20 protein-coding genes are annotated in these 21,841 nt (G+C 74.5%); 10 read left to right on the top strand and 10 right to left on the bottom strand.

Annotated features, from left to right (window positions below; all coding sequences use genetic code 11):
* The gene (mnhG, locus tag DNL40_RS01160) at window positions 1-396 is read left to right on the top strand and encodes a monovalent cation/H(+) antiporter subunit G (protein ID WP_111249399.1); all 396 of its coding nucleotides are present in this window, start codon (window positions 1-3) and stop codon (window positions 394-396) included.
* A 66-nt stretch (window positions 397-462) separates the two neighbouring features.
* On the opposite strand, the gene DNL40_RS01155 is transcribed toward mnhG, so the two are convergent.
* A complete protein-coding gene (locus DNL40_RS01155; RefSeq protein ID WP_111249398.1) occupies window positions 463-1,968 on the bottom strand; it encodes an XRE family transcriptional regulator in 1,506 nt (501 codons plus the stop codon).
* A 152-nt stretch (window positions 1,969-2,120) separates the two neighbouring features.
* Here DNL40_RS01155 and aceA point away from each other — a divergent pair, with 152 nt between their 5' ends.
* The 6 genes from aceA to DNL40_RS01125 all read left to right on the top strand — a co-directional run bounded on the left by aceA (window position 2,121) and on the right by DNL40_RS01125 (window position 8,104).
* The gene (gene aceA, locus DNL40_RS01150; protein WP_111249397.1) at window positions 2,121-3,491 is read left to right on the top strand and encodes an isocitrate lyase; all 1,371 of its coding nucleotides are present in this window, start codon (window positions 2,121-2,123) and stop codon (window positions 3,489-3,491) included.
* A 60-nt stretch (window positions 3,492-3,551) separates the two neighbouring features.
* The gene (gene aceB / locus DNL40_RS01145; RefSeq protein ID WP_111249396.1) at window positions 3,552-5,252 is read left to right on the top strand and encodes a malate synthase A; all 1,701 of its coding nucleotides are present in this window, start codon (window positions 3,552-3,554) and stop codon (window positions 5,250-5,252) included.
* Between the two features lie 157 nt (window positions 5,253-5,409).
* Window positions 5,410-5,877 (top strand): hypothetical protein, encoded by a 468-nt coding sequence (locus DNL40_RS01140; protein WP_111249395.1) that lies wholly within the window; start codon window positions 5,410-5,412, stop codon window positions 5,875-5,877.
* 215 nt (window positions 5,878-6,092) lie between these two features.
* Window positions 6,093-6,476, top strand: coding sequence for a DoxX family protein (locus DNL40_RS01135; protein ID WP_111249869.1), 384 nt, complete (start codon window positions 6,093-6,095; stop codon window positions 6,474-6,476).
* A gap of 150 nt (window positions 6,477-6,626) precedes the next feature.
* Window positions 6,627-7,559 (top strand): sulfurtransferase, encoded by a 933-nt coding sequence (locus DNL40_RS01130; protein WP_111249394.1) that lies wholly within the window; start codon window positions 6,627-6,629, stop codon window positions 7,557-7,559.
* A gap of 101 nt (window positions 7,560-7,660) precedes the next feature.
* A complete protein-coding gene (locus DNL40_RS01125) occupies window positions 7,661-8,104 on the top strand; it encodes a SufE family protein (RefSeq protein WP_111249393.1) in 444 nt (147 codons plus the stop codon).
* Between the two features lie 10 nt (window positions 8,105-8,114).
* Here DNL40_RS01125 and DNL40_RS01120 read toward each other — a convergent pair whose 3' ends face one another.
* The 8 genes from DNL40_RS01120 to eda all read right to left on the bottom strand — a co-directional run bounded on the left by DNL40_RS01120 (window position 8,115) and on the right by eda (window position 18,442).
* The gene (locus DNL40_RS01120) at window positions 8,115-8,480 is read right to left on the bottom strand and encodes a TFIIB-type zinc ribbon-containing protein (RefSeq protein WP_111249392.1); all 366 of its coding nucleotides are present in this window, start codon (window positions 8,478-8,480) and stop codon (window positions 8,115-8,117) included.
* Between the two features lie 65 nt (window positions 8,481-8,545).
* Window positions 8,546-9,232 (bottom strand): response regulator, encoded by a 687-nt coding sequence (locus DNL40_RS01115; RefSeq protein ID WP_111249391.1) that lies wholly within the window; start codon window positions 9,230-9,232, stop codon window positions 8,546-8,548.
* Window positions 9,229-11,823: a DUF4118 domain-containing protein gene (locus DNL40_RS01110; protein WP_245885556.1), complete on the bottom strand. Its 2,595-nt coding sequence runs from the start codon at window positions 11,821-11,823 to the stop codon at window positions 9,229-9,231. Before DNL40_RS01110 ends, DNL40_RS01115 begins: the two co-directional genes overlap by 4 nt.
* A 14-nt stretch (window positions 11,824-11,837) precedes the next feature.
* On the bottom strand, window positions 11,838-12,494 hold the full coding sequence (gene kdpC / locus DNL40_RS01105; protein ID WP_111249390.1) for a potassium-transporting ATPase subunit KdpC: 657 nt from the start codon (window positions 12,492-12,494) through the stop codon (window positions 11,838-11,840).
* Window positions 12,495-12,498: 4 nt separating this feature from the next.
* The gene (gene kdpB / locus DNL40_RS01100) at window positions 12,499-14,688 is read right to left on the bottom strand and encodes a potassium-transporting ATPase subunit KdpB (RefSeq protein ID WP_111249389.1); all 2,190 of its coding nucleotides are present in this window, start codon (window positions 14,686-14,688) and stop codon (window positions 12,499-12,501) included.
* A complete protein-coding gene (kdpA, locus tag DNL40_RS01095; RefSeq protein ID WP_245885555.1) occupies window positions 14,685-16,352 on the bottom strand; it encodes a potassium-transporting ATPase subunit KdpA in 1,668 nt (555 codons plus the stop codon). The genes kdpB and kdpA overlap by 4 nt, the downstream gene beginning before the upstream one ends.
* A 338-nt stretch (window positions 16,353-16,690) precedes the next feature.
* On the bottom strand, window positions 16,691-17,794 hold the full coding sequence (locus DNL40_RS01090; protein ID WP_111249387.1) for a sugar kinase: 1,104 nt from the start codon (window positions 17,792-17,794) through the stop codon (window positions 16,691-16,693).
* Window positions 17,795-17,797: 3 nt separating this feature from the next.
* Window positions 17,798-18,442 carry a bifunctional 4-hydroxy-2-oxoglutarate aldolase/2-dehydro-3-deoxy-phosphogluconate aldolase gene (eda, locus tag DNL40_RS01085; protein WP_111249386.1) on the bottom strand — a complete coding sequence of 215 codons (645 nt, stop codon included), beginning with the start codon at window positions 18,440-18,442 and terminating at the stop codon, window positions 17,798-17,800.
* A 105-nt stretch (window positions 18,443-18,547) separates the two neighbouring features.
* On the opposite strand from eda, the gene DNL40_RS01080 reads away from it, so the two are divergent.
* The 3 genes from DNL40_RS01080 to nhaA all read left to right on the top strand — a co-directional run bounded on the left by DNL40_RS01080 (window position 18,548) and on the right by nhaA (window position 21,298).
* Complete coding sequence (locus tag DNL40_RS01080; RefSeq protein WP_111249385.1) at window positions 18,548-19,324, top strand: IclR family transcriptional regulator; 777 nt, start codon at window positions 18,548-18,550, stop codon at window positions 19,322-19,324.
* Between the two features lie 85 nt (window positions 19,325-19,409).
* Window positions 19,410-19,802 carry a universal stress protein gene (locus tag DNL40_RS01075; protein WP_111249384.1) on the top strand — a complete coding sequence of 131 codons (393 nt, stop codon included), beginning with the start codon at window positions 19,410-19,412 and terminating at the stop codon, window positions 19,800-19,802.
* Between the two features lie 47 nt (window positions 19,803-19,849).
* Window positions 19,850-21,298 (top strand): Na+/H+ antiporter NhaA, encoded by a 1,449-nt coding sequence (gene nhaA, locus DNL40_RS01070; protein ID WP_111249383.1) that lies wholly within the window; start codon window positions 19,850-19,852, stop codon window positions 21,296-21,298.
* On the opposite strand, the gene DNL40_RS01065 is transcribed toward nhaA, so the two are convergent.
* Window positions 21,270-21,824, bottom strand: coding sequence for a DsbA family protein (locus tag DNL40_RS01065; protein ID WP_111249382.1), 555 nt, complete (start codon window positions 21,822-21,824; stop codon window positions 21,270-21,272). The two genes, nhaA and DNL40_RS01065, sit on opposite strands and share 29 nt — an antisense overlap.
* Window positions 21,825-21,841 lie beyond the last annotated feature (17 nt).

Here is a 21,841-nt window from a genome sequence, read left to right as displayed (position 1 = left end):
ATGACACAGGTCCTCGCCGTGATCGGGCAGGTGCTCGTGGTGCTCGGAGCGCTGACGTTCCTCAGCGCCGGGCTCGGGCTCCTGCGCTTCCCCGACCTGTACACGCGCGCCTCGGCGGTCTCCACGGCTGCCGGGTTCGGCATCGTCCAGGTGGTGGTGGGCGTGCTCCTGCTGCAGCCCGCCCTCGACTCGACCGTCAAGGTGGTGATCGCGGTCGCGCTGCAGCTCGCCACCTCCGCCGTCGGCTCCATGGCCCTGGCGCGCTCCGCCTACCTGACCGGACCCGACCTCGCGCCCAGCACCACGGTGGACGAGATCGCTGCCGAGGGCGGCGACGGGCTCACCGGGGCGGGTACGCCGGACGACCGGCCGGCTGCGCCGCAGCCGCAGGCCTGACCGGCACCGCCGCGGTCACCGACCGCCGACGCACCGAGCACGACGCACGCACGCGCCGCAGGGCTCTCAGCCCTGCGGCGCGTGCCGTTCCAGGAACTCGTAGACCTCGGTCTGGTCGACGCCGGGGCTGGCGCCCTGCGGCATCGCGGCCAGCATCGAGGCGTGCGGGCGGGCGCTCGGGAAGGCGTGCCCGGCCCACTTGGCGGCCAGCGGCTGCGGCGGGCGGCGGCAGCACGACTCGTCGGGGCAGCGCGAGGTGGCGCGGGCCGTGGTCTCCCGGCCGAGGAACCACTTCACCTGGGCGAACGGCACGCCCACGGACACGGAGAACTGCCCGTCGGGCGTGTCGGTCACCCGCGAGGTGCACCAGTAGGTACCCGTCACGGTGTCGGTGTACTGGTAGTACGGGCTGAGCCTGTCAGGCACGTCGAAGACGACCCGGGCGGTCCAGTGCTTGCAGACGTACTGCCCCTCGACCGTCCCCAGGGCGTCGGTGGGGAACCGCACGCCGTCGTTCTCGTACGCCTTGTGGATGACGCCGGACTCGTGGACCTTCATGAAGTGCACGGGGACGCCGAGCTGGCGGGTGGCCAGGTTGGTGAACCGGTGCGCCGCCGTCTCGTAGGAGACGGCGAAGGCGTCGCGCAGGTCCTCCAACGAGATCGCCCGCTGCTCCTTGGCCGCGCGCAGGTACCGGACGGCGTCGCGCTCGGGCAGCAGGAGCGCCGCGCACAGGTAGTTGGCCTCGACGCGCTGGCGCAGCAGCTCGGAGTAGTCGCGTGGCTCGGCGTGCTCGAGCACGTGGGACGCGAGGGCCTGCAGGAGCGCGGAGCGGGCGTCGGAGCGGCCGCGGATGCCGTTGCTGGGCAGGTAGACGCGGTGGTGGCGGCGGTCGATGACGGCGCGGGTGGAGTGGGGCAGGTCGGGCACGTAGTGGATCTGGAACCCGAGGTGGGCGGCGAGATCGCTGGCCTGTCGCTGGGGCAGGGGCCCGCCGTGGTGCCCCACGCCGTCCAGGAGGCGGCGGGCCACCTCCTCCAGCTCGGGGAAGTAGTTGTCCTGCGCGCGCATGTCGTGGCGCAGGTCGGTGTTGGCGCGCCGCGCCTCCTCGGGGGTCAGGGCTCGCTCGGTGTGCAGGCGCTCGATCTCGCGCTGGAGGGCCACGATCGCCTCGAGCGCGTCTCCGGGCAGCGACTTGCCGACGCGGACGGGGTGGATGCCGAGGGAGCTGAACAGCGGGCCGCGCTGGGCGCGCTCGAGCTCGATCTCGAGCGCGTCGCGGTGCGACGGCGGCTCCGGGGCGAGCAGGTCGTCGATGGAGGCGCCGAGCGCCCGGGCGACGGCCTGCAGGCGCGCGATCGTGGGCTCGCGGCGGCCGTTCTCGAGCAGGGAGACCTGGGAGGGCGCCTTGCCGATGGCGGCGGCGAGCTCCTCGAGGGTCATGCCGCGGCGTGTGCGCAGGTGGCGGACCCGGCGCCCGATGGTCAGGGCGTCGGGCTCGTCCTGGAGCGGCACCGCCGGGGTCGCCGGCGCGGGCGGTGCCGCAAGGTCTCTCGACGTCGAGATAGCCATAACTGAGGGTGACACACGTCACCCTTTCCCTCAAGGAGAAGAACGGCAGAACTTCTCCCCGGGCCACCCTGGCGCAGGCCCGGCGAGGGCGAGGAAGGTCGAAGTCACAGGCGCTCGCAGAGCACTCGACAGCACTCGACCTGGAGGACACGATGACGACCCTCACCGACCGCCCCTCGGACAAGACGCCGGACAGGACCCCGGGCGCGACCGCGGGCACGGCCACCGGCCGCCCCGCCCGCCCGGGCGACGCCGTCCAGACCGCCGAGCAGCTCGCCGAGCAGTGGGCCACCGACCCGCGATGGGCCGGCGTCGAGCGCACGTACAGCCCGCAGGACGTCGTCGTGCTGCGCGGTTCGCTGCAGGAGGAGCACACCCTCGCCCGCCGCGGCGCCCAGCAGCTGTGGGAGAAGCTCCGCTCGGAGGACTTCGTCAACGCCCTCGGCGCCCTGACGGGCAACCAGGCCGTGCAGCAGGTCAAGGCCGGCCTCCAGGCCATCTACCTCTCCGGCTGGCAGGTGGCCGGCGACGCCAACGCCGCGGGGCAGACCTACCCCGACCAGTCGCTGTACCCGGCCAACTCCGTGCCCACCGTGGTGCGCCGCATCAACAACGCCCTGCTGCGCGCCGACCAGGTCGAGTTCTCCGAGGGCGTCAAGAGCGTCGAGGAGTGGCTGGTGCCCGTCGTGGCCGACGCCGAGGCCGGGTTCGGCGGCCCCCTCAACGCCTACGAGCTCATGAAGTCGATGATCGCCGCCGGTGCCGCGGGCGTGCACTGGGAGGACCAGCTCGCCAGCGAGAAGAAGTGCGGCCACCTGGGCGGCAAGGTGCTGGTGCCCACCCAGCAGCACGTGCGCACCCTCAACGCCGCCCGCCTGGCCGCCGACGTCGCGGACGTCCCCTCGATCGTCATCGCCCGCACGGACGCCGAGGCCGCCACCCTCATCACCTCCGACGTCGACGAGCGCGACCGGCCCTTCATCACCGGCGAGCGCACCGCCGAGGGCTTCTACAAGGTGACCAACGGCCTCGAGCCGTCCATCGCCCGCGCCAAGGCGTACGCCCCGTACTCCGACCTCATCTGGATGGAGACCGGCACCCCCGACCTCGAGCTGGCCAAGCGGTTCGCCGAGGGGGTCAAGGCCGAGTTCCCCGACCAGATGCTCGCCTACAACTGCTCGCCGTCGTTCAACTGGAAGAAGCACCTGGACGACGACACCATCGCCAGGTTCCAGCGCGAGCTCGGCGCCATGGGCTACAAGTTCCAGTTCATCACCCTGGCCGGGTTCCACGCCCTGAACTACTCCATGTTCGACCTCGCCCACGGCTACGCCCGTGAGCAGATGGCCGCCTACGTGCGGCTCCAGGAGGAAGAGTTCGCCGCCGAGAGCCGCGGGTACACCGCGACCAAGCACCAGCGCGAGGTCGGCACCGGATACTTCGACAAGATCGCCACCGCGCTGAACCCCGACGCCGCCACCCTGGCGCTCGCCGGCTCCACCGAGACGGCCCAGTTCCACTGACCGGCCCCCGGCGGGCCGCGCTCCCCGCGGCGCGCCGGCACCCACAGCCAGGAGGCACGCATGACGACCGCGACCGACAAGCCCACCGACCCCACGCACGAGCCCACCCGCACTGAGGAGCGGACGGCCGGGCCGGCGTCGGGCACCACCGTGACCCCCACCCGCCGCGCCACGGACCGCGACGCCGAGATCCTCACGCCCGAGGCCCTGGACTTCCTGGCGCTGCTGCACGAGCGGTTCGCCGACGCCCAGGCCGAGATCCTGGCCGCCCGTGCCCAGCGCGTGCGGGCCATCGCCGACGGGGAGGACCCGGACTTCAACCCGTGCACCCGCCCGGTGCGCGACGACCCCTCGTGGCGCGTCGCCGGGTCCACCGGCGCTCCCGGCCTGGAGGACCGCCGGATCGAGATCACCGGGCCCACGGACCCGAAGATGACGATCAACGCCCTCAACTCGGGGGCCAGGGTGTGGCTCGCCGACGCCGAGGACGCCTCCTCGCCCACGTGGGAGAACGTGGTCGGCGGGCAGCTCTCGCTGAGGGACGCGATCCGCGGCGAGCTGGCGTTCACCAGCGAGGCGGGCAAGAGCTACGCGCTGCGCTCGACCGAGCTGAGGGACCTGCCCACCATCGTGTTCCGCCCGCGCGGCTGGCACCTGCCCGAGGCGCACCTGCGCGTGCGGCACCCGGACGGCAGCGTCACCGCGGCGTCGGGGTCGCTGGTCGACTTCGGCCTGTACCTCTTCCACAACGCGGCCGAGCTGGTGGCCCGCGGCCGGGGGCCGTACTTCTACCTGCCCAAGCTGGAGGGCTACCGCGAGGCGCGGCTGTGGAACCAGGTGTTCGAGACGGCGCAGGACGCGCTGGGCATCCCGCGCGGCACGATCCGGGCCACGGTGCTGATCGAGACGCTGCCCGCCGCCTTCGAGATGGAGGAGATCCTCTACGAGCTGCGCGAGCACGCGGCCGGCCTCAACGCGGGCCGGTGGGACTACCTGTTCTCCGTCATCAAGTGCCTGCGCACCCGCGGGTCGAGCTACGTGCTGCCCGACCGCAACCAGGTGACCATGACCGCCCCGTTCATGCGGGCGTACACCGAGCTGCTGGTGGCCACCTGCCACCGGCGCGGGGCCCACGCGATCGGCGGGATGAGCGCGTTCATCCCCGACCGCAGGCGGCCCGAGGTCACCGAGCGCGCTCTGGAGAAGGTCGCCGCCGACAAGCGCAGGGAGGCCGCCGACGGGTTCGACGGGTCGTGGGTGGCGCACCCCGACCTCATCGACACCGCGCGCGCCCAGTTCGACGCCGTCCTGGGCGACCGCCCGCACCAGGTGGACCGTCGCCGCGACGACGTCCGGGTGGGGCAGGCGGACCTGCTGGACGTCGCCTCGGCGAGCCGTGAGGGCGCGACCGTGACGGAGTCGGGCCTGCGCTCCAACGTCTCGGTGGGAGTGCGCTACATCGCCTCCTGGTTGCGGGGCACGGGCGCCGCGGCGATCGACGGGCTCATGGAGGACGCCGCCACGGCCGAGATCTCGCGGTCCCAGGTGTGGCAGTGGATCGCGTCCGGCACCCGCACGGAGCAGGGCCCGGTGACGCGCGAGCGCACCGAGCAGGTGCTCCAGGAGGTGCTGGCCGGCCTCGAGCGCTTCGACGGCGACCGGTATGACGACGCGGCGGCCGTGTTCCGTGAGGTGGCGCTCGGCGAGGGCTTCCCGCCCTTCCTCACCGACGCCGCGTACGACAGGTTCCTGGCGGGCTGAGGGCGGCCCGTGCGCGCGAGGCCGGTCCGGGGTGCTCCGGGCCGGCCTCGCGCGTGCGACCGCTGGGGACGGGGTGCGCGGCCCCCCGCGCACCTCTGGCACTCTTCTCCCGGGCGCGCACCGGACCGGACGCGCCGCCAGATCCAGAGGAGGCCGGGTGGACCCGCGGGACGACGCGCGTGAGTCGGGGCGCATCCTGCTGCTGTCGCTCGGGTTCGTGGTGATCGGTCTGATGCTCGTGGGCATGGTCGCATCTGCCAGCGCGGTGCACCTGGACCGCAAGCGCCTGTTCGACGTCACGGACCTGGTCGCTGCCGACGCCGCGGACTCCGCCCCGCCGGCCCAGGTGCTGGCCGGCCTCGACGGCCCGGCGGCGGCGAGCCGGCTGCCGCTGACGGACGCCGACGTGCGCGCGAGCGTCCAGCGCTACCTCGTCGAGCACGGCGGCAGCGCCGGCTCGCTGCGCGACCTGCGGGTGGTCGAGGCGTCGGCGCCCGACGGCGCCACGGCCCGCGTGACGCTCGCGGCCACCTCGCACCCGCCGCTGGTGCGCTGGTTCACCCGCGCGTTCGACGCCGGCATCGGGCTGTCCGCGACGTCGACGGCGCGGGCCGCGCTCCAGTAGGCAGCACCGCGGCCACGCTCCGGCAGCCAGCACCGCGGCCACGCTCGGGGGCCCCGCGTGGGCCGCGCTCTCGCGGGCGCGTCGGGCGGCCGGCACCCGGGCGCACGGGCTGCCGCAGTTCCCTCGCCCGGGCCGGCACGCTAGGTTGCCTCCCGGTGGTCGCCGTCGACCGCCGGACCGGGGCCGGGAGGCCCGGACGTCGCCGGGAGGACCGCGTGGACATCGCGCTGTGGGTCGTGACGGGGCTGCTCGCAGCCCTCTACCTCGTCGTCGGGGCCGTCAAGGTGCTGCGCGGCCCGGCGCTGGCGGAGCGCATGCCGTGGGCGGGCGCCATGCCCGGCTGGGCGGTGCGGCTCATCGGGCTGGTCGAGATGGCCGGGGCGGCAGGGCTGGTGGTGCCGCAGGCGACGGGCGAGATGGTGTGGCTGACGCCGCTGGCCGCCACGTGCCTGGCGGCGCTGCAGCTGCTGGCCATCGCGGTGCACGTGCGGCGCCGGGAGACGCAGCAGCTGGCGATCAACGCGACCCTCGTGGTGCTGGCCCTCGTGCTCGCGGCGGGGCGCTTCACGCAGTGGGACCTGGCGGCGCCCGTGGCGTGAGCCACCCGTCTCATCTTTGCGTCCCAAGTAGTGAGATTGCATCGCTGAGCGGGACGCACGACGCCGGTCCCGTGGTTGCGTAGACGTGCGCGCCCGCCGGTGCGCCCGCAGCCACCGCCCGTGGCCGGACCCGCGACCGCAGGAGGACACATGCCCGCCCAGCTCGACCCGTCGCCGAAGCTCGCCGAGTACGCCCACCCCGAGCGGCTGGTGACCACGGCGTGGCTCGCCGAGCACCTGGACGACCCGGGGCTCGTCGTCGTCGAGTCCGACGAGGACGTGCTGCTCTACGAGACCGGCCACATCCCCGGCGCGGTCAAGGTGGACTGGCACACCGATCTGCTGCTGCCCGTCGAGCGCGACTACCTGGACGGCGAGGGCTTCGCCGCCCTGCTCGGCTCCAAGGGCATCACCCGCGACACGACGATCGTGCTCTACGGCGACAAGAACAACTGGTGGGCCGCCTACACCGCCTGGGTGTTCACGCTGTTCGGCCACGAGGACGTGCGCCTGCTCGACGGCGGCCGCAACCTCTGGACCGCCGAGGGCCGCGAGCTGACCACCGACATCCCGCAGCGCGAGCGGGTGGACTACCCCGTCGTGGAGCGCGACGACACCACCTACCGCGCCTTCAAGGAGGACGTGCTGGCCCACCTCGGGCGCGGCCCGCTGGTCGACATCCGCTCCAACCCGGAGTACACGGGCGAGCGCATCGCCATCCCGGACTACCCCGAGGAGGGCGTGCTGCGCGGCGGCCACATCCCCACCGCGCGCAACGTGCCGTGGGCGCAGGCCGTGGCCGAGGACGGCACGTACAAGCCGCGCGCCGAGCTCGAGGCCATCTACCAGGGCTCCCCCGAGGCCGGCGGCCTGGGCATCACGGCCGACGACGCCGTCGTCACCTACTGCCGCATCGGCGAGCGCTCCTCGCACACCTGGTTCGCCCTGAAGTTCCTGCTCGGCATCGAGAACGTGCGCAACTACGACGGCTCGTGGACGGAGTGGGGCAACTCGGTGCGCGTGCCGATCGCAGCGGGCGCCGAGCCCGGCGAGGTGCCTGCCCGCGCCGGCGCGGCCGCCTGACCGGGCACGAGGCCCGAGCCCCGGTGAGCACAGGGCCGGCGGCGGCGACCGGTGCCGCCGCCGGCCCTCCGCCGCCTGACCACCTGCGAGAGACTGGGACCATGACCGACACCGCGACGCCCGCGCTGCCCGAGCAGCTCGCCGAGATCCGCGAGGACTTCCTCGCCCTCACCGAGCGGGACCGGCTCCAGCTGCTCCTGGAGTTCGCGGGCGAGCTGCCCGACCTGCCGGAGCGGTACGCGAGCCAGCCGGGACTGCTGGAGAAGGTGGAGGAGTGCCAGTCGCCGGTGCGCGCCTTCGCCGAGGTGCGCGACGGCGTCGTGCACTTCTACGCGACGGCACCGCAGGAGGCTCCCACCACGCGCGGGTTCGCCTCCATCCTCGCGCAGGGGCTGAGCGGGCTCACGCCGCAGCAGGTCCTGGACGTGCCGGAGGACTTCCCCCTGTCGCTCGGCCTGACCCGGGCGGTGAGCCCGCTGCGCCTCAACGGCATGGCGGGGATGCTCACGCGGGCCAAGCGCCAGGTGCGCGAGCAGCTGCCCTGACCGTCGCGCGTCAGAAGTCGAAGAGGTCCTCGAGCCAGGAGTCCCGCTTCTTCTTGCGGCCGTAGGCGTCGCGGCCGTCGTACCGCGGGTCCCGACGGCGGTCGTCGTACCGCTCGCCGCCGTAGCGGGGCTGGTCGTACCGCTGCTGCTCGTACCCGCCCGGCGGCACCGCGCGGTAGTCCGGGGGCGGCGCCGACGCCGGCGGCTCGGGCCGGGACGCCGGCTCGGCGGCGATCTCCGCCTCCATCGACCGGTCGATGATCTTGTCGAGCTCGCCACGGTCCAGCCACACCCCACGGCAGGTGGGGCAGTAGTCGATCTCGACACCCTTGCGCTCGCTCATCACGAGCGTGGTCCCGTCGGTGGGGCACTGCACGGTGAAACCCTCCCTTGTCGGCTCCCTGCCCAACGGACCGGGGCTGTGCCGGGTTCCGCGGGCGTCTACACCTCGAACCGGTAGCCGGCCCCCGGGTGCGTGAGGATGTGGCGCGGGTGGGCCGGGTCCGCCTCGAGCTTGCGACGCAGCTGCGCGCTGTAGACGCGCAGGTAGTTCGTCTCCGAGGAGTACGACGGCCCCCACACGTCGTGCAGCAGCTGCTGCCTGCCCACCATGCGCCCTCGGTTCCGCACGAGCACCTCGAGCAGGCCCCACTCGGTAGGGCTCAGCCGCACCGCGCGCCCGGACCGCGTCACCGTGCGGCGTGCGAGGTCGATGATCAGCTCGCCCGCCTCCACGACCGGCTCGTCCGCCTCGGCCGGCTGCGCACGCCGCACGGCGGCCCGCAGCCGGGCGAGCAGCTCGTTCATGGCGAACGGCTTGGTCACGTAGTCGTCGGCGCCGGCGTCGAGCGCGTCGACCTTGTCCTCCCCGAGCTGCCGCGCCGAGAGCACGACGATCGGCACGCGCGACCAGCCCCGGATGCCCGCGACGACGTCGAGCCCCGGCATGTCCGGCAGGCCCAGGTCGAGCACGACGACGTCGGGGCGGGCGGAGGCGGCGGCGTCGAGCCCCGCCGCGCCGGTGCCCGCCACCGTGACCTCCCAGCCATGGGCGCGCAGGTTGATCGCCAGCGCCCGCGCCAGCCCGGCGTCGTCGTCCACGACGAGCACGCGGTTGCCGCCCGTCATCGCGCGGACCCCCGGCCCGTGAGCGGACCGGCGTCGGGCCCGGTCCGCGCTGCGACGGGCACCGTGACCACCATCGTGAGCCCCCCGCCGGGCGTGTCCTCGGCGGTGACGGCGGCTCCCACGGCGTCCGCGAGCCCGTCCGCGACGGCCAGGCCCAGCCCGAGGCCGGTGCCGGAGGCGTCGCCCAGACGCTGGAAGGGCTCGAACATGGTCGCCTTGCGGGCGTCGGGCACGCCCGGCCCGGTGTCCACGACCCGGACCACGACGTCGTCGTGCCCGGTGCCGGCCACGACTCGTGGCCGCGCGCCCGAGTGCCGCACCGCGTTGGACACCAGGTTGGCGACGACCCGCTCGAGCAGGCCCGGATCCGTCCGGACCAGCGGCAGGTCCTCGGGCACGTCGAGGTCCACGTCGCCCAGCCACGGCTCGACGGCCAGCAGCACGACCTCTTCCAGCGACACCGGACGCAGGACGGGCCGTACGGCCCCGGTCTGCAGGCGCGAGAGGTCCAGCAGGTCGTCGATGAGGCGCTCGAGCCGCCGGGTCGAGTCGGCGAGGGTCGCCTCGAGCGCCTCGGTGTCCTCGGCGTCGAGCTCCACGTCCGGGCTGGTGAGGCCGTCGACGGCGGTGCGGATGGAGGCCAGCGGCGTGCGCAGGTCGTGCGAGACGGCGGCGAGGAGCGCCGTGCGCGTCGCCTCGGCCTGCTCGAGCGCCACCGCCTGGGCGGCGGCCTCACGCAGCCGGCGGTGCTCGAGCACCATGCGCGCCTGGGCGCCGAACGCCTCGACCGCCTGCCGGTCGCTCGCGGGCAGCACCCGGCCCGTGAGCACCAGCCGGTGCTCGTCGTCGATCCGCACCTGCGACTCCCCGGCGACCGGCGACGGCCGGCCCTGGCCCCCTGCCCGGGCCTCCGTCCCGGCACCGCGGCCTGCCACCGCCGCGGCCCGCCAGCGCCCGTCGCGGCGCACGTCCAGCCGCACCTGCTCGAGCCCGAACGTCTCGGCCAGCCGCTCCACGACCGCCTGCGCGGTGTCCTCGCCCGAGAGCACCGAGCGTGACAGCGCCGCCAGCGTCGAGGCCTCGGCCCGAGCGCGGTACGCCTCCACGGTCCGCCGCGCAGCGAGGTCCACGACGGAGGCGACGGCCGCCGCCACCACCACGAAGACGCCCAGCGCGAGCAGCTGGCCGGGGCTGGCCACCGTGAGCCGCCCGGTGGGCTCGGTGAAGAACCAGTTGAGGCACGCGAACGAGACCAGGGCGGCGAGCAGCGCCGGCCACAGGCCGCCCAGGATCGCGACGCCCACCACGAGGGCCAGGAAGAACATGAGCGGGCTGGAGAGGTCCTCGGGCGCCCGGTCCAGCACGAGCAGCAGCGCCGCGAGGGCCGGCGGACCGACGGCGGCCGCTCCGAGGCCCAGCACGCGCCGCACCGGGGACAGGGCCGACCAGCGGGCCCGCGAGCGCCGCCCGGCACCCGCCCGCTCATGGGTCACCAGGTGCACGTCGACCGCTCCGGAGAGCCGGGCGATCTCGGCGCTCGTGGAGCCGAGGAACGCCTGCCGCCAGCGCGAGTGCCGTGAGACCCCGACGACGATCATCGTGGCGTTCACGCCGCGGGCGAAGTCGACGACGGCGGAGGCGACGTCCTCGCCGACCACCGTGTGGAAGGTGCCGTCGAGCGACTCGACGAACGCCCGCTGGGCGGCGATCGTGCCGGGTGCCGCGACGGGCAGGCCGTCGGTGGGCAGCACGTGCACGGCCAGGAGCTCCGACCCGGCGGCACGCTGTGCGATGCGGGCGCCCCGCCGCACGAGCGTCTCCGTCTCGGGCCCGCCGGTCACGGCGACCACGATGCGCTCGCGGGCGGGCCAGGTGCCGGTGATGGCGTGGTCGGAGCGGTAGCGGGTCAGCGCGTCGTCGACCCGGTCGGCGAGCCACAGCAGGGCGAGCTCGCGCAGCGCCGTGAGGTTGCCCTCGCGGAAGAAGGAGGTGAGCGACGCGTCGATCTGCTCGGCCCGGTACACGTTGCCGTGGGCGAGGCGGCGGCGCAGCTGCTGCGGAGACAGGTCGACCAGCTGGATCTGGTCGGCGTCGCGCACCACCTGGTCGGGCACGGTTTCGCGCTGCCGCACGCCGGTGACGGCCTCGACGTCGTCTGTGAGGGACGCGAGGTGCTGGACGTTGACGGTGGTCACCACGTCGATGCCGGCGTCGAGGAGGTCGTGGACGTCCTGCCAGCGCTTGGCGTGCCGGGACCCGGGCGCGTTGGTGTGCGCGAGCTCGTCGACGAGGGCGACCTCGGGCGCGCGGGCGAGCACGGCGTCGGTGTCCATCTCGGTGAGGGTGGTGCCGCGGTAGGTCACGGTGCGGCGCGGCACCACCTCCAGGCCCTCGAGCATGGCCGCGGTCGCGGCGCGCTCGTGCGTCTCCACGAGTCCCACGACCACGTCGGTGCCGCGCGCCCGCCGGCGCGCGGCCTCGTCGAGCATCGCGTACGTCTTGCCGACTCCGGGCGCGGCACCGAGGTAGACCGACAGCCGGCCTCGTCTCCGCGCGCCCCGAGCCCGGGGAGCGCCGTCGTCGTCGTGCACGGTGCGATCGTGCCTCACTCGAGCCGCTCGAGCGCGAGGTTGAGCTCCAGAACGTTCACGCGCGGGTCGCCGAGCACGCCGAGCGGGCGCCCGGCGGTGTGCGCGGCGACCAGGTCGCGCACGACGGCGGGGTCCAGGCCCCGTGCGGCTGCGACGCGCGGCACCTGCAGCGCGGCGTACTGCGGGCTCACGTGCGGGTCGAGCCCCGAGCCGGAGGCGGTGACGGCGTCGGCCGGCACGTCGGCGAGGCCGACACCCTCCTCCGCCGCGACCTGCTCCCGTCGCGCGGCGACGGTCGCCGCCAGGTCGGCGTTCTGGGGGCCGAGGTGGGAGCCGCCCGAGGCCAGCGTGTCGTACCCGTCGCCCGCGGCCGAGGGACGGGGGTGGAACCACTCGGCGCCCTCGAAGCCCTGCCCGACCAGGGCCGAGCCCACGGCCTGGGAGCGTTCGGTGGTGCGAGCGCCGTCGGACGTGAGGAGGGACCCGGCGGCCCGCCAGGGGAAGGCGATCTGGGCGACGCCCGTGACGGCGAGCGGGTAGGCGAGGCCGAGCAGGAGCGTGAAGGCCACGAGCATGCGCAGCCCGGCCCCGGCGTGGCGGCCCAGGGCGACGAGCGTGGAAGAGGCCGCGGCCCCGGTCGAGGCGGTGGGCGGGGTGGAGGTGGGTGTCATGGCGTCAGACTCCGGGGATCAGCGAGACGAGCAGGTCGAGGAGCTTGATGCCGACGAACGGCGCCACCAGCCCCCCGAGCCCGTAGAGGAGCAGGTTGCGGCGCAGCAGGACCGCCGCCGACGCCGGGCGGTACCGCACGCCCCGCAGCGAGAGCGGCACGAGGGCCACGATGATCAGCGCGTTGAAGACGACCGCGCTGAGCACGGCCGACTCGGGGCTGGCCAACCGCATGACGTCGAGCACGTCCAGCTGCGGGAACACCCCCACGAACATCGCCGGGAGGATCGCGAAGTACTTCGCGACGTCGTTGGCCACGGAGAAGGTGGTCAGCGCCCCGCGGGTGATGAGCAGCTGCTTCCCGATCTGGACGATCTCGATGAGCTTGGTGGGGTCGGAGTCGAGGTCGACCATGTTGCCGGCCTCCTTCGCGGCCGACGTGCCGGAGTTCATCGCGACCCCGACGTCGGCCTGCGCGAGCGCCGGGGCGTCGTTGGTGCCGTCGCCGGCCATCGCGACCAACCGCCCACCCTCCTGCTCGCGCCGGATGAGGGCGAGCTTGTCCTCCGGGGTCGCCTCGGCGAGGACGTCGTCCACCCCCGCCTCCGCCGCGATCGCCTGCGCGGTGACCCGGTTGTCGCCGGTCACCATGACCGTTCGGATGCCCATGGCGCGCAGCTCGTCGAACCGCTCGCGCATGCCCTCCTTGACGACGTCCTTGAGGTGGACGACGCCGAGCACGCGCGCGGGGCGCTCGCCCCGCTGCTCCGCGACGACGAGCGGGGTGCCGCCGGAGCGGGAGACGCCGTCGACCAGGGCGGCGAGCTCCTCGGCGTCCGCGGCGGGCACGTGCGCCTCGGTCGACTGCAGCCAGGCGCGCACGGCCGAGCCGGCACCCTTGCGGACGCGGTACGGCTCGCCCGGGTGCCCCGCCCCCGGCTCGGCATCCAGGTCGACCCCGGACATCCGCGTCTGGGCCGAGAACGGCACCTGCTCCGCGCCGGGCGGCAGCTCGGCGGAACCACCCAGGACGGCGTCGACGAGGTCGACGACCGAACGCCCCTCGGGGGTCTCGTCCGCGAGCGACGACAGGCGGGCGGCCCGGGCCAGCTCGGCCTCGGTCACGGCACCCACGGGGAGCACGCGCGTGGCGCGGCGGTTGCCGTACGTGACGGTGCCGGTCTTGTCGAGCAGCAGCACGTCCACGTCGCCCGCCGCCTCGACGGCGCGGCCCGACATCGCCAGCACGTTGCGCTGCACCAGGCGGTCCATGCCGGCGATCCCGATGGCGCTGAGCAGCGCGCCGATCGTCGTCGGGACGAGGCACACGAGCAGGGCGACGAGCACGAGGAGCGGCTGCCGCGCACCGCTGTAGACAGCGAAGGGCTGGAGGGTGGCGACGGCGAGCAGGAACACGATGGTCAGCGAGGTCAGCAGCACGTCGAGCGCCGTCTCGTTCGGCGTGCGCCGGCGCTCGCTGCCCTCGACCAGGGCGATCATCCGGTCGACGAACGTGGAGCCCGTCGGCGCGGTGATGCGCACGACGACACGGTCGCTGAGGACCACGGTGCCGCCGGTCACCGCCGAGCGGTCGCCGCCCGACTCGCGGATCACGGGGGCGGACTCCCCCGTGACCGCCGACTCGTCGACCGCGGCGACGCCTTCGACGACGTCCCCGTCACCGGGGATCGTCTCCCCGGCCTCGACCACGACGAGGTCGCCGACACGGAGGGTCGCGGACGGCACGACGGTGGTCTCGATCTCCGCCCGCCTCGACCCGTACCGCAGGGGTTCCGCGGGTGCGACCACCTTGCGCGCGGTGGTGTGCTGCTGGGCCGCCCGGAGCGTGGAGGCCTGGGCCTTGCCGCGCGACTCGGCGACCGACTCGGCCAGCGTGGCGCACAGGACGGTGAGCCACAGCCACGCGGCGACCCACCAGGCGAAGACGCCCGGCTCGGCCACGGCCAGCAGCGTGGTGGCCGCGGCTCCTACCTCGACGACGAACATCACCGGGGTGCGCACCATCCGGCGGGGGTCGAGCTTGCGCAGGGCGCCGGGCAGGGCGGAGCGGACCTGGGCCCAGGTCAGGGCACGGCCGCCGCGCACGGGGCGGCGGTGGCCGCCGTCGGTCCGCGGCGCCGTGCGCGACGACGGGGACCCGGCAACGGTGGGCGAGGTACGCACGGGTGCGCTCATGACAGGGACTCCACGACGGGACCGAGGGACAGGACCGGGACGTAGGTGAGGCCGACGACCACCAGCGCGACGGCGCCGACGAGGCCCGCGAACAAGGGCTGGTGGGTGGGCAGCGTGCCCGCGGACGGCGGGACGGTGCGCTGCGAGGCCAGGCGCCCGGCGAGCGCCAGGACGAGGGCGATCGGCACGAACCGGCCGGCGAGCATCGCCAGGCCGAGCAGGGTCTCGTAGTACGGCGTTCCTGAGGTGAGGCCTCCGAACGCCGAGCCGTTGTTGTTGCCGGCCGAGGCGAACGCGTACAGCACCTCGGACAGCCCGTGCGGGCCGGGCTCCTGGATGCCGGCGAGGCCGGGTCCGAGCACCACGGACAGCGCCGTGCCGACCAGGACGACGGCGGGCGTGGTCAGCACGTACAGGGCCACGAGCGTCATCTCGCCCTGGCCGATCTTCTTGCCGAGGTACTCGGGCGTGCGCCCCACCATCAGACCGGCGACGAACACGGCGACGACGGCGAGCACGAGCATCCCGTACAGGCCGGCACCGACGCCGCCCGGGGCGATCTCGCCGAGCAGCATCGTGAAGAGGACGACGCCGCCGCCCGGGGCGGTGAAGCTGTCGTGCATCGCGTTGACCGCGCCTGTCGACGTCCCGGTGGTGGAGGCGGCGAACAAGGCGCTGGCCGGGATGCCGAACCGCACCTCCTTGCCCTCCGTGGCGGCGCCCGCGAGCTGAGGCACCAGGCCTGGGCCCGCCGTCTCGGCCCAGGTGGTGAGCGCGACGGCCACGGCCCACAGCCCGGCCATCACGCCGAGGACGGCCCACCCTTGCCGGCGGTCGCCGACGAGAAGGCCGAAGGCCCGCGGCAGCGAGAACGGGACCACCAGCATGAGGAAGACCGCCAGGAGGTTGGTGACGGGGTTCGGGTTCTCGAGCGGGTGCGCGGAGTTGGCGTTGAAGAAGCCGCCGCCGTTGGTGCCGAGCTGCTTGATCGCCTCCTGCGAGGCGACCGGCCCTCCGAGGACGGTCTGGGTGCCGCCGGAGAGCGTGGTCACGGCGGTGTGCGGGTCGAGGTTCTGGACGACGCCGTTCGCCACGAGCACGAGGGCGGCGACGAACGAGACCGGGAGCAGCACGCGCGTGACGCCCCGCGTCAGGTCGGCCCAGAAGTTGCCGACGCGCGCGTCGGTGCCGGACCGGGCGAAGCCGCGCACGAGAGCGACGGCCACCGCCATGCCGACCGCGGCCGAGGCGAAGTTCTGGACGGCCAGGCCGGCCATCTGCAGCAGGTGCCCGGCCACGGCCTCCCCGGAGTACCACTGCCAGTTGGTGTTGGTGGTGAAGCTGACGGCGGTGTTCCACGCACCGGCGGGATCGAGGCCCGTGAAGCCGAGGTTCCAGGGCAGGTGCGCCTGCAGACGGCCGAGCCCGAACAGCAGGAGCACCGAGGCGAGGGAGAAGCCCAGCAGGGAGAGCAGGTACGTGCTCCAGCGCTGCTCGGCGTCGGGGTCGACGCGCACGGACCGGTAGAGCAGACGCTCGACGCGCCAGTGCCGAGGGCTGGAGTAGACGCGGGCGAGGTACGCGCCGAAGGGGGCGTGGACCGCAGCGAGGAGGATCAGCAGCACGCCCACCTGCGCGAGCGCGATGCCGACGGTGGTGGTCACGAGGCTCGTCACCGCGCCTTGCCGCCGCGCAGCAGCGCGAGGAGGAGGTAGGCGAGCAGGGCGGCCGTCACGAGGAGGGCCGCGAGATCGGGGGCGTTCACGGACGCCCCCGGCCGCTGCGGCGGGCGACGAGGGCGACCGCGGCGAAGAACACCACGGTCAGCACGAGGTAGGCCAGGTCGGTCATGCGTCCTGGTCTACGCGCCGCGGCAGGCCCTGCAGGGGGCCTTTGACGGATCCCTGACGCCGCACCCGGCAACGCTGACGCACCGCTTCCGTCGATGTCCGGGCGGCCGGGAGGTACCGCCCTGACGCGGCGTCAGGGCGGTACCCCAGGGTCAGCGCTGGACTCGCGCGCTGCCGCCTCTGGCGAGCTTGGCCACCTCGGCCAGCGTCGCCGTGGTGGTGTCCCCTGGCGTCGTCATCGCGAGGGCCCCGTGCGCGGCGCCGAACTCCACGGCCTCCTGGAGCGACCCGAGCTCCATGAGCCCGTAGGCGAGGCCGGAGGCGAACGAGTCGCCGCCGCCCACGCGGTCGTAGATCTCCAGGGCCGGGCGGTGCGTCGCCTCGACGAAGCCCTCGGCGCGCGACCAGGCGATCGCGCCCCAGTCGTTGACCGTCGCCGTGCGCACCCCGCGCAGCGTCGTCGCGACGACCTGGAAGTTCTCGTACTCCGCCGCGGCCTTGTCGATCATCGCGCGGAAGGCTCCGGTGTCGAGGTCGGTGAGGTTCTCGTCCACGCCCTCGACCTCGAATCCGAGCGAGGCCGTGAAGTCCTCCTCGTTGCCGATCATGACGTCGACGTGGGAGGCCAGGCGCCGGTTGACCTCCTGCGCGCGCGCCGGCCCGCCGATGCCCTTCCAGAGCGAGGGGCGGTAGTTGAGGTCGTAGGAGACGACGGTGCCGTGCTTGCGCGCCGCGGTCATCGCGGCCTCGGCCACCTCGGCGCTGGACTCCGAGAGCGCGGCGAAGATGCCGCCGGTGTGGAACCAGCGCACCCCCTGGGAGAACAGGGCGTCCCAGTCGACATCGTCGGGCCGCATCTGCGCGATCGCCGTGTTGCCGCGGTCGGAGACGCCGACGGCCCCGCGCACGCCGAAGCCGCGCTCGGTGAAGTTGAGCCCGTTGCGCACGGTGCGGCCGATGCCGTCGTACTCGTGCCACCGGATCCAGCTCGTGTCGAGGCCGCCGGTGAGGATGAAGTCCTCCACGAGACGGCCCACCTCGTTGTCCGCGAGCGCCGTGACGACGGCGCCGCGCAGGCCGAAGGCGCGACGCAGGCCGCGGGCGACGTTGTACTCGCCACCGCCCTCCCAGACGTCGAAGGTGCGGGTGGTGCGGATGCGGCGGTCGCCGGGGTCGAGGCGGAGCATGACCTCGCCGAGGGCGACGACGTCGTAGCGGCACTCGGTGGCGGGGCGCGTGCTGACAGACGGGTTCACGGGTCAGGCCTCCCGGTAGCTGGGGTCGGCGGCGAGGCCCACGGCCTCGCGGGTGCGGCGGGTGATCTCGGCCCAGTCGCCGGCGGTGACCAGCGCGCGGTCGACCATCCAGGAGCCGCCGGCGGCGAGGACGGCGTCCAGGGCGAGGTAGTCGTGCAGGTTGGCGGCGCTGACGCCGCCGGTGGGCATGAACCGCATCTGCGGGAAGGGCCCGGAGAGCGCCTTGACGGCGGCGGGGCCGCCGACGACGGAGGCGGGGAAGAGCTTGACGACGTCGAGCCCGAGGTCGACGGCGCGCATGAGGTCGGAGGCCGTGGCCACGCCGGGCAGGATCGGCACGCCGCGCTCCTGCGCGCGGCGCACGACGGGTTCGAAGAGGCCGGGCGAGACGAGGAACCGGGCGCCGGCCTCGACGACCTGGTCGACCTGTGCGGCGGTGACGACGGTCCCGGCCCCGACGAGCACGTCGGGCTGGGCGGCGACGGCCTCGAGCGCGGCGAGCGCTCCGGGCGTGCGCAGGGTGACCTCCGCGACGGGCAGGCCGCCGGCGACGAGGGAGTCGGCGAGCCGGGCGCCCTCGTCCGCGCCGTCGACGACGACGACGGGGACGACGCGCAGCTCACCGATGCGGTCGAGGACTGGGTCCATCGTGGGCTCCGTCTTCTCGCGCCGGACACCGTCGCCCGGAGCGTTTCGTATGGGTGAACGCATGTTGTACGCTACGCAACGCACCGTACCGGAAGGGACGCCCTCATGTCAGCGAGCCCCCTCGGCAGCGTCGACAAGGCGCTCCAGGCCCTCGACGCGCTCGCCCGTGCCGGCGCCGGCGGCGCCCCGCTGGCAGCGCTCGCCACCGAGGTCGAGGTCAACAAGACCACCCTGCACCGCACGCTCGCCGCCCTGCGGCACCGCGGCTACGCCGAGCAGGCACCCGACGGTGCCTACCGCCTGGGACCCGCCGCCCTGGCCCTCGGCAGCGCGTTCCTCCAGGAGGAGAACCTCCCCCAGCTCCTGCGTCCGGCGCTGACCGCCGTCTCGGCGGAGGTGGACGAGCTGGTGCACCTCGGCGCGCTCGCCGGGCGCGAGATCGTCTACCTCGACAAGGTCGAGCCGCAGCGGGCGGTGCGCGTCTGGTCCGCCGTCGGGCGCCACCGCCCCGCCGCGACCACCGCGCTGGGCCGGGCCTGGCTCGCGGCCACCGAGGCCACGACCGGGCCGTTCGACGACGCCGCGCTCGCCCGCCTCGCGGCCGGCGACTGCTCGCCCGCCGACCTGCGCCGGGCGCTCGACACCGCCCACCGCCAGGGATACGCCCAGGAGGACGAGGAGAACGAGCCGGGCATCGCGTGCGTGGCGGTGGCGGTGCTGCGCCAGGGGCGCCCCGTCGCCGCGGTGAGCGTGACCGCACCGGTCGAACGGATGGCGGGCGACTCCCGCGCGCCGCGCGTCGCCGCGCTGCTGCGCTCGCTGCCGGCGCTGCTGCCGGCTGGGCTCTCCGTGGCCGCGCCGCAGGCGGGTGGCGCCCGGTGACGGCAGGTCGCCGGCCAGGTCACGATCGCGCGGCGAAGCCCGCGACGCGCGCCGCCGGTGCGGGGGTCGTGAGAAGGTGGACGGCATGACGGTGCTCGTGGCCTGCAACGCCTCCCCGCACGGTGACGCCGCCCTGCGGGCCGGCATCGCCGAGGCGTCCCGCCGCCGGCTTCCCCTGTCGGTGCTGGTGCTCAACCCGCGCGGCGACGACGACGGCGTGCCGGAGCCCCTGGCGGGTCGGCTCGCCGACCTGCCCGAGGGCCTGCACCTGGAGCCGGTGACCTTCCGCGAGAAGGACGCCGAGCCTGCCGACGCGATCCTCGACGCCGCCGAGGCCGCCGGAGCCACCCTGGTGGTCGTCGGCGCCCGCAAGCGCTCGAGCCTGGGCACGTTCGTCATGGGCACCACCACCCAGCGAGTGCTGCTCGACGCCTCGGTCCCCGTCCTCGTCGTCAAGGACGTCTACGACCAGCCCTGACGCGCCGCCCCGGGAAGGCGCCGGCCACGAGGAGGGTTGACCCCGACGTGACGGACCTCGGCCGCCCCGGGCCACCCCTGCGGATCGCCCTGCGCCCCCTGGCGCCCCACGTGCGCTCCTACCTCGCCACCGAGTCCGGCGGCGCCACCCTGCTGCTGGGCGCCTCGGTGCTCGCGCTGCTGTGGGCCAACTCCCCCTGGGGCGGCACCTATCACGCCTTCTGGGACACCTGGCTCGGTGTCGACGTCGGCGGCTGGTCGTGGGGCATGGACCTGCACGCGTGGGTCAACGACGCGACCATGGCGGTCTTCTTCCTGGTCATCGGCCTGGAGATCAGCCGTGAGGCCACCACGGGCGAGCTGCGCGACCGGCGCGCCATCGCCGTCCCCGCGCTCGGGGCGCTCGGCGGCCTGCTGGTGCCGGCCCTGATCTTCCTCGCGTTCAACGCCGGCACCGAAGCGGCGCACGGCTGGGGCATCGTCATGTCCACCGACACCGCCTTCCTCGTCGGCGTGCTCGCGCTGTTCGGCCCCCGGTGCCCGGACCAGCTCCGCCTGTTCCTGCTCACCCTCGCCGTGGTGGACGACATCGGGGCCATCACCGTCATGGCCGTGGCGTACACCGACCAGGTGAACGTCCCCGGGCTGCTGGTGGCGGCGGCGCTCGTGGGCGTCCTGGTGTGGCTGCGCTGGGTGCGCGAGTGGCGCCTGGCCCCCTACGTGGCCACCGGGGTCGCCCTGTGGTTCGCCGTCCACGCCTCCGGCGTGCACGCCACCCTCGCCGGAGTGCTCGTGGGCCTGCTGGTCCCGGCCTCGCTCGCCCGCCGCGAGGAGGTGGTGGCCGTGCACGGGTACGCCAAGCGCCTCGCGCACGAGACGACGGCGGAGCAGCAGCACCTGACGGAGGTGGCCTCCCGCGCCGCCGTCCCGGCCAACGACCGCCTCCAACGGGTGCTGCACCCGTGGAGCGCGTACGCGGTGGTACCGCTGTTCGGTCTCGCCAACGCGGGCGTGCGCGTGGACGCCGAGACCCTGCGCGCCGCGGCCACCTCTCCCCTGACCATCGGCACCGCCGTCGCGCTCGTGGTCGGCAACGCCGTCGGCATCTTCGCCGCGTCCTCGCTCGCGCTGCGGCTCGGCCTGGGCGACCTGCCCGGGCGGGTCCGCTACTCCCACCTGCTGGGCGGCGCCATGCTGGCAGGCATCGGGTTCACGATCTCGCTGTTCATCACCGAGCTGGCGTTCGACGACGAGGTGCTGGTGGAGCAGGCCAAGATCGGCATCCTGGTGGGGTCCGCCGTCTCGGCGGTGCTCGGGTCGCTGGTGCTGCGGTCGATGGGTGAGCGCTGGCCCCTGTGCTCACCTGCCTCCCCGGACGGCCCGCCGGCCGCGCTGCCCGCCGGGGACTGGGCCAACCCGTCGGAGCCGGCCGAGCCGGTCCGTCCCGAGCCGGTCCGTCCCGAGCCGGTCAGCGAGGACGGCCCGCCCGCGCGGTAGCGGCGGCGACGGCGTCCCGCACGCGCTCGGGGGTGACGCGCCCGCGCAGCGGCACCCCGCCGACGAAGACCGTGGGGGTGCCCTCGACCCCGGCGGCGAGGCCGTCGCCGTAGTCGCGCCGCACCCGCTCGGACCACCGCTGCGCCGCCGGTCCGGCGACGGCGCCCGGGTCGGGGACACCGGCACGCTCGGCGGCCGCCACGAGGTCGGCGTCAGCCAGGCGGTCCTGGTGCGCGTACAGCTCCTCGACCATCTCCCAGAACCGGCCCTGCGCGCCGGCTGCCTCCACGGCGAGCGCGGCCACGAGGGCGTGGGGGTGCACCTCGAAGAGCGGGAAGTGGCGGAGCACGAGCCGCACGGTGCCGCCGGACGAGGCGACGACGTCGCGCAGCACGGGCGTCGCGTCACGGCAGTAGGGACACTCCAGGTCGGCGAACTCCACGACGGTCACCGGGGCCGCCGGGTCGCCCAGCACGTGCGCCCCCTCGGGGACGAGCAGCCCCTGGTCCACGACCGTCTCGCTCATGGGGTCAGCCTCGCACC

The sequence above is a fragment of the Xylanimonas oleitrophica genome (genome assembly GCF_003244315.1).
Classification (GTDB): domain Bacteria; phylum Actinomycetota; class Actinomycetes; order Actinomycetales; family Cellulomonadaceae; genus Xylanimonas_A; species Xylanimonas_A oleitrophica.
Note: the sequence above shows the minus strand (reverse complement) of the source record. Positions and strands in the feature narration are given on the sequence as shown.